The organism is Sphingobacterium shayense, assembly GCF_013179575.1.
GTDB classification, from domain to species: Bacteria; Bacteroidota; Bacteroidia; order Sphingobacteriales; family Sphingobacteriaceae; genus Sphingobacterium; species Sphingobacterium shayense.
Genome location: NZ_JABMCQ010000141.1, coordinates 1 through 11,931 on the forward strand (window position 1 = coordinate 1; position 11,931 = coordinate 11,931).

At 37.3% G+C, this 11,931-nt stretch carries 9 protein-coding genes and 1 tRNA gene; 5 read left to right on the forward strand and 5 right to left on the reverse strand.

The window, feature by feature from the left end:
* Window positions 1-472: 472 nt before the first annotated feature.
* Both HP439_RS14565 and HP439_RS14570 read right to left on the reverse strand, forming a co-directional pair.
* Window positions 473-1,057, reverse strand: coding sequence for a hypothetical protein (locus HP439_RS14565; RefSeq protein ID WP_172391069.1), 585 nt, complete (start codon window positions 1,055-1,057; stop codon window positions 473-475).
* 74 nt (window positions 1,058-1,131) lie between these two features.
* Window positions 1,132-3,705: a phosphoenolpyruvate carboxylase gene (locus tag HP439_RS14570; RefSeq protein ID WP_172391070.1), complete on the reverse strand. Its 2,574-nt coding sequence runs from the start codon at window positions 3,703-3,705 to the stop codon at window positions 1,132-1,134.
* A gap of 342 nt (window positions 3,706-4,047) precedes the next feature.
* On the opposite strand from HP439_RS14570, the gene HP439_RS14575 reads away from it, so the two are divergent.
* Together HP439_RS14575 and HP439_RS14580 are read left to right on the forward strand one after the other, a co-directional pair.
* Entirely contained in the window at window positions 4,048-6,225 is a 2,178-nt protein-coding gene (locus HP439_RS14575; protein ID WP_172391071.1) for an FUSC family protein, read from the forward strand.
* A gap of 3 nt (window positions 6,226-6,228) precedes the next feature.
* Window positions 6,229-7,200 (forward strand): YpdA family putative bacillithiol disulfide reductase, encoded by a 972-nt coding sequence (locus HP439_RS14580; RefSeq protein WP_172391072.1) that lies wholly within the window; start codon window positions 6,229-6,231, stop codon window positions 7,198-7,200.
* Here the strand turns inward: HP439_RS14580 and HP439_RS14585 are convergent.
* Entirely contained in the window at window positions 7,197-7,808 is a 612-nt protein-coding gene (locus tag HP439_RS14585) for a TetR/AcrR family transcriptional regulator (RefSeq protein WP_172391073.1), read from the reverse strand. The genes HP439_RS14580 and HP439_RS14585 overlap by 4 nt on opposite strands.
* A 99-nt stretch (window positions 7,809-7,907) precedes the next feature.
* Between HP439_RS14585 and murB the strand changes: the two genes are divergently transcribed.
* The 3 genes from murB (at window position 7,908) to HP439_RS14600 (ending at window position 9,977) form a co-directional block, all read left to right on the forward strand.
* Window positions 7,908-8,924: a UDP-N-acetylmuramate dehydrogenase gene (murB, locus tag HP439_RS14590; RefSeq protein WP_172391074.1), complete on the forward strand. Its 1,017-nt coding sequence runs from the start codon at window positions 7,908-7,910 to the stop codon at window positions 8,922-8,924.
* Between the two features lie 278 nt (window positions 8,925-9,202).
* A complete protein-coding gene (locus HP439_RS14595; protein WP_172391075.1) occupies window positions 9,203-9,715 on the forward strand; it encodes an RNA polymerase sigma factor in 513 nt (170 codons plus the stop codon).
* A gap of 16 nt (window positions 9,716-9,731) precedes the next feature.
* Complete coding sequence (locus HP439_RS14600) at window positions 9,732-9,977, forward strand: cytochrome b5 domain-containing protein (RefSeq protein WP_172391076.1); 246 nt, start codon at window positions 9,732-9,734, stop codon at window positions 9,975-9,977.
* Between the two features lie 10 nt (window positions 9,978-9,987).
* Here the strand turns inward: HP439_RS14600 and HP439_RS14605 are convergent, their stop codons facing one another.
* A complete protein-coding gene (locus HP439_RS14605; RefSeq protein WP_172391077.1) occupies window positions 9,988-10,908 on the reverse strand; it encodes a PfkB family carbohydrate kinase in 921 nt (306 codons plus the stop codon).
* Window positions 10,909-10,958: 50 nt separating this feature from the next.
* Window positions 10,959-11,032, reverse strand: a tRNA-Asn gene (locus HP439_RS14610).
* Window positions 11,033-11,931: the final 899 nt, after the last annotated feature.

Consider the following 11,931-nt stretch of genomic DNA (forward strand, 5'->3'; position numbering starts at 1 on the left):
GATATATGTTGATGAATAAATGCATCATCCCCCAATCGTAATGGAACTCGTATCAATGCTTCCTTCTTAAACTGAATTGGACTAACTTCTTCATTGACCTCCGCTATTAATAAGCGAACAGCGTTAGATCCGATATCTATAGCTCCGTATCTCACTAATTATATGATTTTATGACGTGTATTTTTCAATTCTACAATATTAATAAATCAAATATTAATATATTGTTAAGTTATTAAAAGAACAACAATTACTATAATCTAATTACTAAAATTTAAAAAGCCCCTAGGCAATTACTTGCTTCGATCAACGGACTTTTACTATAAATCACATGAACCGATAAATTATTTTCATACGTAAGCCATAGCATTGCCAAAAAACTCACGATAGCATATCATCAAGACAAACGACAAATTTTTGGTTCACAAAAAAAGGAATGTATTACTACATTCCTTTTTTCAGTATCTCACACATCTTAATGATGCGCATGCTCGTCAACTTTACCTCCAGCTAGAGTAAAGATTTCATTTAACTTCTCTTCATTTTCAGCCCCAAATCTTTTTAACTCCGATTTCGTATTTCGACTCAATCTTTCGAATTGATCTTTGATGATTGTTACCTCATGTAAAACATGTTGCACATATGCTTCATCAGTATAAGCGGGAGAAGAAGGGTCCGCATCAACAACAGCAGCTGAATCAACTGCAGCGACTGAATCAACGGCAGGAACTTTGAAAGTTTCAGCTCCTTTTATTGGAAAATCAACATGGTTTTCTGTAGCCAAACTATCTAGCTTGGGGATCAATGAACCATAAACTTCTTTTACTTTTTCTGCTAATTGTTTTGCTTTGGGCGAAGTTGCGGCCGTTGCGACATACGTCGCATAATCCGATTCATAAACTAATTTGCCACCAACCACCGTAAAGAATTGGAAGGCATCACCGTCCGCAATACTAGTGTGGGTAAACTTTAATTGATTCTTTTCAGCAGTCTTCGGGTTACAAGATGCTAACAAGGCACTCGCGCATACACTTGCTACAAATAAAGTATTAAATCTCATTTTTTTTGAATTTATCCTACAAAAATAGGAAAATAATCCATTTTTGTGTCCAAAAATAAACAACTTCCTTCTTTTTACGCTAAATTTCGTCCAGCGTTTACCACACCATAAATTGTACGGGCGATAAGCTTCGTATAGACAGCCTCACGTTCCTCCGTCAATCCTTTGTTTAATATCGTCCGTATTGCGTAATGTTGAATAGTCAACAATGGAAGAATAATTTTCTCTCTTGCTAATATCGATGCACGTTCTACCGGATAATACTCCATTAAGACCTCAGATTTACTTAGCTTCAAAATATAACGCTTGGTTAACTCAAACTCATCCCGCAGCATCGTCCAATACTCGCCAAATGTCTTATCCTTTTCCATATATGCCGTGATATCGAAGTTTGATTTCGTCATCGACATCATACAATTATCAATAATTGTTTTGAACATTCCGGAGGTATCATACAGATTTTGCACATACGACCAGAGATTATTCTCATCTGCCCATTGGAGCGAAGTTCCCACACCATAAAAACCAGGTATGTTCTGCTTAAGCTGGCTCCATGAGGTAACAAAACTAATTGCACGTAAGTCTTCTAACCGCAATTCTTTACCCGAGTTGCGTTTTACTGGCCGACTACTGATATTCACATTTGATAATTGCTTCAAAGGGCTTAATGTTTCAAGATATTTTAAAAACAAAGGATGCTTGCGCAAAGCCATAAACTTGGAATGGCTTACTTGGGCCATTTGATCAATAATATGTTTTTGTTTATTTGTCAAAGTATCACCATCTTTCTGTTGAATCTCTGATATAATACCCGCCTGTAAAAGCTGTTCTATATTATATTGGGCAGTTTCTAGTGAGCCGTATTGACTACTGATAGTCTGCCCTTGGATAGTAAGCTGAATATGTTCATTTGCGATCTCTTTACCCATTGATGCATAGAACTTCTGTGTCTTACCTCCTCCCCTCGCTGGAGGACCTCCGCGGCCATCGAAAAAGACCAAATCCACGTCAAATTCACGTGAAATCGCTGTTAATTCAATTTTCGCACGATAGATCGACCAATTAGCCATCAAATAGCCTCCATCCTTCGTGCTATCCGAAAACCCAAGCATAATAGTCTGCTTGTTCCCTCTTTTCTTAAGATGCTTGGTATACTCTGGATTCGTGTACAACGCACGCATCACATCAGCTGCTCTTGATAAATCGTCTACCGTTTCAAACAATGGAACGAAATCGATCGTTAATGAATCTTTTCTCCAACCTGACCACAAAAACAATTGCATAAGCCCTAGTATATCAGAGGCCTGCTGACAGTTGCTAATTATAAAACGTTGCGCAGCTCTTTCACTTCCGGCCTGTTGAATATCCTTCAACAACCTGATGACATCAAGAGTGTCCGCAATCAAAGGGGCGGCTTCGTTATCATGGATCAGATCTAGTTCAGTAAAAGGTATTTGCTTTTCTTTTTCTTCTTCTGAATTTTTAATCGTGTCCAGGTCTAAACCTGTATTCTTATTTTGTATAACTAAATAGTTGAAAGTATCTTTTAAAATACTGCTGTCTTGACGAATATCAAGCGTTGTAAAATAACAACCGAAGGTCAAAACTTTACGGGTGAGATCCTCCACTAATTCGACAAAGAGACCGTCATGTTGCATGTTCAAAACCTCTTTCAGCGCACGTAGGTTTTCCAAAATTTCTGAGGTTTCGTCTTTTGGATTCTCTTTTGGATTAAAGCTATTATCGTAAAAAAGATCTTGAAGGATGTCCAAGTACTTTTCGGCTCCTCGAAACGTTATCCTCCGTTTTACATTCCTGAAATCCCGATAATAGCAACGAAACAAAATTGTACGCAACATCTTAGCGACTGTTTTCGTACTTTCAGCTGTTACGTTAGGATTTCCATCCCGATCGCCTCCAGGCCAGAAGCCAAGCTCAATTAGCTGCTTAACTTCTTCGACAGGAACTTCCATTTCGTTATCAATCTTAGCCTGAATTTCCGAAGCAACTTTATAAAAGACGTTTTCTAAAAACCATGCTAGACTAGCTGCCTCATCCACGGGAGTTGGCTTTTCTTTATTTATAAATGGTGTCTTTCCCAATTGTTGTAGTAGGAGCTGTATGTTGGGGACATCATTGCGTTTTAACGCTTCAATGAGATCTGTGATGATCGCCAGTACAGGTCCCGGATAAAACTGGGTAGGGTGAGCCGTAAGCACCAACCTTACGGAGAAGTCGCGTAATTTGTTTACAATCTTTTTCTTTAAGGTGGGATTATCTTTTGCTCTTAAAAACAGCGCCTCCAAAATTCCCGAGTCGTCATTCTTGCCAACTGAATGAAATGCAGAATCTTCAACCGCATCAAATAACACAACTTGACGCTCTATATATTGAACGATACGAAATAAAAAATCTATACGATCCTCTTCTTGAACGTACTGTTCATATTGACCGAAGAAACTGTCAATTATATCTTCTGGAGCAAGATGCTCGTCTACACCTTTCTCACAGTGCGTTGAAAAAAATGGAAGAATCGTACCAGTATGTTTTACCTGCCGAAACGGTAACGTAAGGAACAAACTTTTATAAAGTTCGAAGCGTGTAAGCACTTCATTATGGAAGACAGATTGTTTTTGAATTAACTTCATTTTTTTATTTAAGAACAACATAGAATTGCACTAAGAATACAGTTTAGAGCAACCCGAAATTATACAATAATTACAACAAAAACAATTATTTCATATAAAACAATTATTAAACAAATAATTTCTTTACCAAAAACACAACAAAATACCTCAAACTAGAATACAAAATGGTATGTTCAATTTGCATCAGTACATTTCCAGTTACCATAAATTTAGACGTTAAAGTTAATATCCTACAAAATCATCTCTAAACAATCCAATACAGCACCTTATGCATCATAAATTTTCCTTAATTTTGGAAACCTGTAGGGGAGTTCATTTTAGGTTAACAGATGCGATAATTTCATGGGAAAAACCAAAGAAATCAGCAATTTCTTTTATAGTCAGTATTTTTCTGAAGGATTAAAAATCACTGTCGGATGTATTATTCCTGTAATGATAAGTGCCGCGCTTGGTCACTTTCAAACCGGTATTCTTATTTCCTTAGGCGCATTATTAGTTGGGCTCTCTGATACTCCGGGCGCACCCTCACATCGTCGTTTGGGAATGTTATCGACAGCGACGCTGGGAATGATTACCTTCTTGATCATTACCAACGTCAATAATTCCATTTCTCTTACAACGTTGTCGATAGGGATTTTGAGTTTTATTTTTGCGATGTTCGCTGTATTTAATGCGCGTGCAGCTACTGTAGGATCGATGTGCACACTAATGATGCTGCTGAACGTAAATCCAAACCTAACAACGCTGAGTTCATGGGAATCCTTATTATATATAGCAATTGGTGGATCATGGTACATGTTGATCAGTATGTCGATGCTACAAATTCGGCCGTATCGGATAGCCCAACAAGAGCTCTCCGAGTCCATAAGACAGGTTGGGGATTACATAAGATTGAAAGCAAAATTTTATGATCCTAAAGTTAATAATGAAAAAAACTATTTGAAACTAATTGATCAACAAGTAGAAGTCAACAAACATCAAGAACTTGTTCGTGAAATTTTGTTCAAAAGTAAACGCTCGATTAAAGACACGACGAAAATCGGCCGATTCCTCACGCTCGTATTTTCAGACATCGTCGATCTATTTGAGCAAAGTATGACCACTCAATATGATTACGATGCTATTCAAAAAGCTTATTCTTCATATGATATTCTACTGTCATTTAGACTTGTATTAAGTAAAATTGCCAATGAATTGGATAATATGGCTTATGCTATAAACGCCAATAGAATGCCGAAACCTACTTACAACTTCGAGCTCGATATTGAACGCCTACGAGAGGCTGTAGACAAGCTTGATAAGCAACAAGTTCACACGTTTCCATTAAAAAAAGTTATTGTTAATATCCGTGATATCGCCAGATTTATAGATAATATATATTCGTATAGCTCTTCTTCCATCACCGATATACCAAAGGAAGAAATCGATTCTGCATCGCAATTCATCACCCGTGATCAGATAGATTGGAAAAAATTCAAGAGCAACCTCAGTCTCTCTTCATCGGTTTTTAGACATGCATTACGTTTGTCTATTGTCTTGGCAGGAACCTATTTTGTACTCCATCTTTTCGATTTTAGCACTAATGGTATTTACTGGACCCTTTTAACCATCATGGTGATATTGAAGCCAGGGTTTGGACTAACTAAGGAAAGAAATGTTCAACGTATGATAGGTACTGTTATAGGTGGAATAATTGGTGCTGTGATTGTATATACCATACCGGACGCAAGCATCCGCTTCGTCCTGCTTATATTTTTCTTTCTCACCGCATACAGTCTTTTTCGTGTAAACTATATCGTTGCGGTCCTTTTTATGACTCCGTACGTATTGATTATGCTTAGTTTCACAGGTGTAAATACCATTGAATTAGCATCTGAAAGAATTTTCGACACTTTCCTCGGTGGAATGATTGCTTTTTTATCTAGTTATGTCATCTTTCCTAACTGGGAGAGTACTCAATTCATGGGGAACGTTCGCAATCTACTAATTGCAAACTACAACTATATTGGACAAGCGGTTAGTATTTTAGACCGACAAACACTAACTGTTACAAGCTACAAGCTTGAACGTAAAAAAGTCTACATAGCTTCAGCCAATATGGGCTCGACATTTCAACGCATGTTGACCGAGCCGAAATGGAGACAAAAATATACAAAGGAGATAAATAAGTTTGTTATTCTCAGCCATATCTTCTCATCCTATTCGGCAAATATGTTAACGCAAGTTCATCAAATGAACCACGAAATGTTTGATCAACAGGATGTAAAAGTGCTAAAGAAGATACTCACGGAACTTGAAAAGGCAATCCTTATGCTTCCCATAGAAAACAATGAAGAGAATATTTTTACTCCAATTGTCAACTATCCCAAATTACCGGAAGTTACAACAGCAAGCGATGATGCAAATATAATCGCTGAACAATTACAGTTTCTAAGTAAGATTTCAGGAGACCTGCACCGTGTTACCAAAGAGCTATTGGATCGGTATGCAGAACTTGAGGTAAACAACAAAAAACATTAATTGATGGAAAATCACTATGACGTATTAATAATTGGCGGCGGCCCTATCGGTCTAGCCTGTGGAATCCAGGCGCAGCAGACAGGACTTTCCCATATTATATTAGAAAAAGGATGCCTTGTAAATTCGCTATATAATTATCCGATAAACATGACGTTTTTCTCCTCCTCTGAGAGACTTGAAATTGGAAATACCCCGTTCATGACGACCCAACCAAAGCCGAAACGGGCAGAAGCACTTGAATACTACCGCCGAATCGATGGAAAATTTAAGCTTAACACCCATTTATTTGAAGAAGTACTTTCAGTAAAAAAAGAAGGTAAATTGTTCAATGTAAAATCATCAAAGGCCACATATTCGGCGTCTTTTGTAATTGTAGCTACAGGCTTTTATGATATTCCGATGCGGTTAAACATTCCTGGGGAAGATCTTGCAAAGGTTACACATTATTACAATGATCCGCATTATTATGCCGGTCAAAATGTTGCGGTCATTGGGGCGAGTAACTCATCTGTGGACGCCGCTTTAGAAACATTTCGTAAAGGAGCTAACGTAACAATGATTGTTCGTGGACATGAAATTGGACCTCGTGTCAAATATTGGGTTAAACCCGATATCGAAAATAGGATAAAAGCGAGGGAAATTGACATTTTTTATAATAGCAACGTGATTCGTATCGATGAGCAGTCGATCACTGTGAGTACAGCCGAAGGAATAAAAGAATTAAAAAATGATTTTGTTCTGGCTCTCACTGGATATAAACCCAATTTTGATTTTTTGCGCTTGATTGGTATAAAGATACCTAAAGAAGCGCCGATGATTCCGGAGCATAACCCTGAAACAATGGAAACAAACATTAGGGGGTTATACTTGGCGGGTGTTGTGTGTGGTGGGCTGAATACCCATCTTTGGTTTATCGAAAACTCAAGGATTCATGCGCAGACTATTATCGCACATATTCTCGATGGACGAAACTAAACAGCTAACCCGCGTAAGAATATTTTAACCATTTTTATTTGTTTCGAGAGAATATGCTCAAATTCTTCAGGTGAGGGAAAAAGGCAATCGTTTAAATCCTTCGTCAGGATGCCTGAGCGCATCCCCATTAAACAAAACAACAGCAGTTCAGCGGTCTCATCTAAATTTTCGACAACTATTTCTTTTTTGTCAACTCCTTTCTGTAGCAGTCGGCTATATTGATCCCTAACCTTATTGAAATAGGGCCCTATATTTTTTCCGATTTCACTCGGATTTTTCATAAAAAGTGAGGAAGAGTACTCGAATAGATTATAATTTTCTCGGGTTGTCTCTGTACGAGATTCGACAGCAAACAATAAAGCTTCTTCAACACTTGTTGTAGTTTCTGCGTATGTATCCACTTTCTCAATCATTTCATTGATAACATGTTCCATAACAGCCATATATAGACTATGTTTGTCCGGAAAATAATAATACAATAATGCCTTGGAAAAGGACAAATCTTTTGCAATCTCAGCCATCGTAGTTTTGGCCATCCCAAAATGTGCAAATCGTCGTTTTGCAACCTCCAAAATCTTAGCTCTCTTTAAATCGACGTTTTTCGACATGTGTTTTACTCCTTTATAATGCTGTTTATATTATATTTGTAGCAATACATAAAATTAATTCTTTTTTTTGAATATTTAAAAGAATTAGTCAAAAGAAAAATGATATACGACATTCAACACAATATTTCGTTAAAGCCATATAATACATTTGGAGTTCAAGCGAATTGTCAACAAATAGTTCATATCGAGAAAGAAAATCAACTAGTTACCTTACACGAAGAAGGCATGTTTTCTAAGCCTTTTTTTGTTCTTGGAGGTGGAAGTAACGTTTTGTTTACGAAAGATTATAATGGACTAATTATTCGGGTAGCTAACAAAGGCATCACACATTTCATTGAGGGTAATAACATATTCATCACTGCCAAAGGCGGCGAAGTATGGAATGATCTGGTCTGGTATTGTGTGGATCATGGATTCGCGGGCATTGAAAACATGGCGCTCATACCCGGTACCGTTGGAGCCTCCCCCGTACAGAATATCGGCGCTTATGGAACAGAACTCATGGACGTATTTTACGTATGTGAAGCTTTCGATACGATGACTGGCACGTTTAAAACATTTCATAAGGAAGACTGTGCTTTTACATACAGAGACAGCATCTTCAAAACAAAATACAAAGGAAAATTTATCATTACCTCGGTAACCTACAAACTGTCATTACAGGCTAAAATAAACACAAGCTACGGAGCTATCAATGCTGAACTTGAACGTAGAGGTGTAAAAAGTCCGACGATAAAAGACATCGCTGAGGCCGTTTCATCGATACGGGTGGAAAAATTACCCGATCCCTCTCAAGTTGGTAACGCAGGTAGTTTTTTTAAAAATCCTGTTATTAGTGCACTTCAATTTAACGCCATTAAGTTACAGCATCCAAACATTGTCTTTTACCCGGTGGACAACGAAAATATAAAAATTGCTGCTGGATGGTTAATTGAGGACTGTGGATGGAAAGGAAAAAGCGATGGAAATGTTGTCGTCTGGAAAAATCAGGCGCTTGTGATTACGAATCCTGGGAATGCCACAGGTATTGAAATATATACTACATCGTCTAAAATAATGAACGATGTTTATAAAAAATTCGGAATTCACCTAGAAAGGGAAGTGAATATATTATAAATAGTTTTCCACACTTGTGGAACTAAAATGTTAATAACCAACGCCACCCCTAACCCAGATGGCTATTAGCGCATTACGTAGTAATTCTTCTACACGTTATTAAAAATTTAATCATTTCGTCTCTTAAATTTAACTCAAAACATAAAGTTTAGCACAGGATTTGTATAAATTATCGTGAAACCGTACTTCATATAACATGAACTACAATTATAAAAGACTATGCTCGAGTTAATCAAAAAACTCTCATAGTAGGTATTTACATTATAATCCAATCTAGCATGAACAAATTAAAATTCAACACGTTAGTAATTCAACAAGCGGATTCCCTTAAAACGTATGCAAGAAATTTCACTAGAGATCAGGATGATGCAAACGATTTGGTCCAAGACACCCTACTAAAGGCAGTAACTTATTTCCGAAACTTCAAAGAAGGAACAAATCTTAAAGGCTGGCTTTATACTATCATGAAAAACACTTTCATAAACAATTATCGCCGGGTGGTAAAAACAAATTCATTCATTACGAAAGAAGAAGAAATTACAAACGCCAATTTAGTCGTTTCAGCGAGCAGTAACCGAGGAGAAAACAAGTTTGTAATGGAGGATATTAATTATGCATTATCCAATTTATCAGATGATTACTATATTCCTTTCACGATGTATTTTGAGGGTTACAAATATCATGAAATCTCAGACCACCTAAATATCCCGATAGGAACGGTAAAAACTAGAATTCATGTAGCTCGCAAAGCTATGAAAAAAACTCTCAGTGCTTATAAGTTTAGCAGCTAAACATTATCTTTGGGGTGTGAGCATTAACAATCAACTCCCCCGCTATTCTAAATCACAGCTAGCGCTCCGTAATGGACAAGACAAACCCGAGATTTGGGTCGCCATGCGCGGACGAATATACGATGTGTCAAAAAGTCGCCTTTGGAGAAATGGTCAACATTACGAACATTGGGCTGGACAAGATTTAACAGATGAACTTCAAGACGCTCCGCATTCCGAAAGAGTGTTGGAGCGTTTCGAAGTGATTGGCATATTAATTTAACGAAGGGACTCTACTCACTAATATCAAACTTAGACAGAGCAATAAATTGCCCTATTCTCGTTTTAATATCCGCTAATGTAAGAACCTGAAGTTTTTCGGTACCAAATCTCTCCACACAAAACGAAGCTAATGCTGACCCATAAATAACCGCATTCTTCATATTCGTAAAATTAATTGATTTCACCTTCGCTAGATAACCAATAAAGCCGCCTGCAAACGAATCACCCGCCCCAGTCGGATCAAACACATCTGCAAGAGGTAATGCTGGAGCAGAAAAAACTTGGTCTTCGCCGAATAACAATGCGCCATGTTCTCCCTTTTTTATGATTAGGTATTTCGGCCCCAATTGGAGAATGACTTCTGCAGCTTTTACCAAAGAATATTCACCTGAAAGTTGACGTGCTTCTGCGTCATTAATCGTCAGTACATCAACCCGTTTCAAAACCCGTTTCAAATCATCCAATGCGATATCCATCCAAAAATTCATCGTATCAAGGACAACAAGCTTGGGTTTATTGTCTAATCTATCTAACGTATCAATTTGTATTTTAGGAGTCAAATTTCCCAACAGTAAATATTCGCAATTTTGATATGATGCAGGAATTTTAGGATCGAAATCTGCCAACACGTTAAGTTCTGTGACCAGCGTATCACGACTATTCATATCGTTATGATACTTGCCCGACCAAAAAAATGATTTACCTCCTTTGACAATCTCAACGCCATCAACATTAATACCCTTACTAGTAATAATACTCAAGTCATCCTTACCGAAATCATCACCGATTATACTAACTAGCTTTACGTCCCTATAAAGATAGGACGCTGCTAAACCTGCAAATGTCGCGGCACCACCCACGATTTTATCTGTCTTGCCAAAAGGAGTTTCAATTGCATCGAACGCAACTGTTCCGACTATCACTAAGCTCATACTGATACTTTTAAAATAAAATAGCCGGCTAATTAGCCGGCTATTATTCGCTCCTGAAGCTGGGCTCGAACCAGCGACCCTCTGATTAACAGTCAGATGCTCTAACCAACTGAGCTATTCAGGAATACTCTACTTTAAACTTCCTCGTTACCGATTTTTCTAAAGTGATACAAAGATAAAACTTTGCTTTTTATTTTCAAAAAAAAAAGTAAAAAACAAAATTCCTTAACGTTAAGATCGTTGTCCTACAACAGGTTTAAACAGAAAGAAATACCGGCGCTGTTTAACGCCACACATAATACACTCATAATCAATTGAGTTTCAAATAAACCATACCTCGCTTTTCCTTCTTTATCACCCGCTAAAGGATACAAAACGATCTGTTGGAATTTCTAGAAGGACCTCCTTTGATAGGATATTCTAATTGACCTTCTATTTCAATTCAATTTTTAAATCTTCCGACTTTATAAAACGGCGAGTGAGCCCAATCACTCGCTTCTACGTGAAGTCACATAAGCTACGCTTTTGATCTTTTAAAAGGTTTCTCTATCGTCAAATATATAAGGGCATGTCTCTCCTTTTAAAGAAGCCAAGAAATACCCTGTCCAATAATTATTTTACACCCAAATTCTTTAAGAATTGATTTGGGCATAATAACCTAACCTAACGATTAAATACTTGTTTTAATCTAAGGACGACTGAGCAATGATGAAACATTTATTGAACAAGTTTAGTTTTGCAATAATTCTACAAAACGTAATCACAAGCTCCCGGTAAAATGCCATGTGTCCTAAAAATCAAAAGGAATCCGATCTGACTGTAAAAAACTCGAGTTTACTTAACACCTTTGTTTACTTTTTAAAGTATATTAAATCTCCATGATCAAGAAAATTCAATTTAAATGGATCATACCGAAAAGTTGGGGGGAATATTAAATAATTCTTAGTTTAGCATCTTTAATACAGATATCCCTTGCAAGACGCTGAACGTAAATTACTATCCCTATTGCTGCCCGAAGGGCTG